Annotated in this window: 1 protein-coding gene; it reads left to right on the top strand. The window is 35.3% G+C overall.

Annotated elements, in window-relative coordinates:
- A partial coding sequence (locus tag D7X12_RS42090) for a hypothetical protein (RefSeq protein WP_208719659.1) occupies positions 1-372 on the top strand: 372 nt, incomplete at its 5' end.
- Positions 373-417: the final 45 nt, after the last annotated feature.

The raw sequence follows: 417 nt of genomic DNA, 5'->3' as shown, positions 1-417 counted from the left end.
ATGTTGAAGAGTGCTGAATTAGTACGAAAACATTTAAATATAGATTTACGTCTTCCACCTAGGAAAGAACGAGTATATGGTCAAAATTTTTATGCAGACGATCTCTCCATGCACTTAGTTTTTGACATGGCTTCACAAGAGGATTCTAAATCAGGGGGTGCAAGGAATATCTTGCATTTAGTTGAATCTGAGTTTGAAGAAGCGATTACTGAAGCAATAATTACTTATCCAAACGCAAAAATATTCGATGTTAAGTTGAGTGAAGCCGGAGCGTTTGAAGGAAAAGGTGATTCTAATGCTGAAATTATTGCAAAGCCTTCCGTTGCTGAAAGTAAAGAAAACAAGATTGTATTTTCGATTGGAGGGGCGTAGCTATGAAATTCAAGAAATATTTACTACAAAACCTTAGAATAAAAC

The organism is Corallococcus sicarius (genome assembly GCF_003611735.1).
Classification (GTDB): Bacteria; Myxococcota; Myxococcia; order Myxococcales; family Myxococcaceae; genus Corallococcus; species Corallococcus sicarius.
This window is presented reverse-complemented; position numbering and strand designations above follow the sequence as displayed.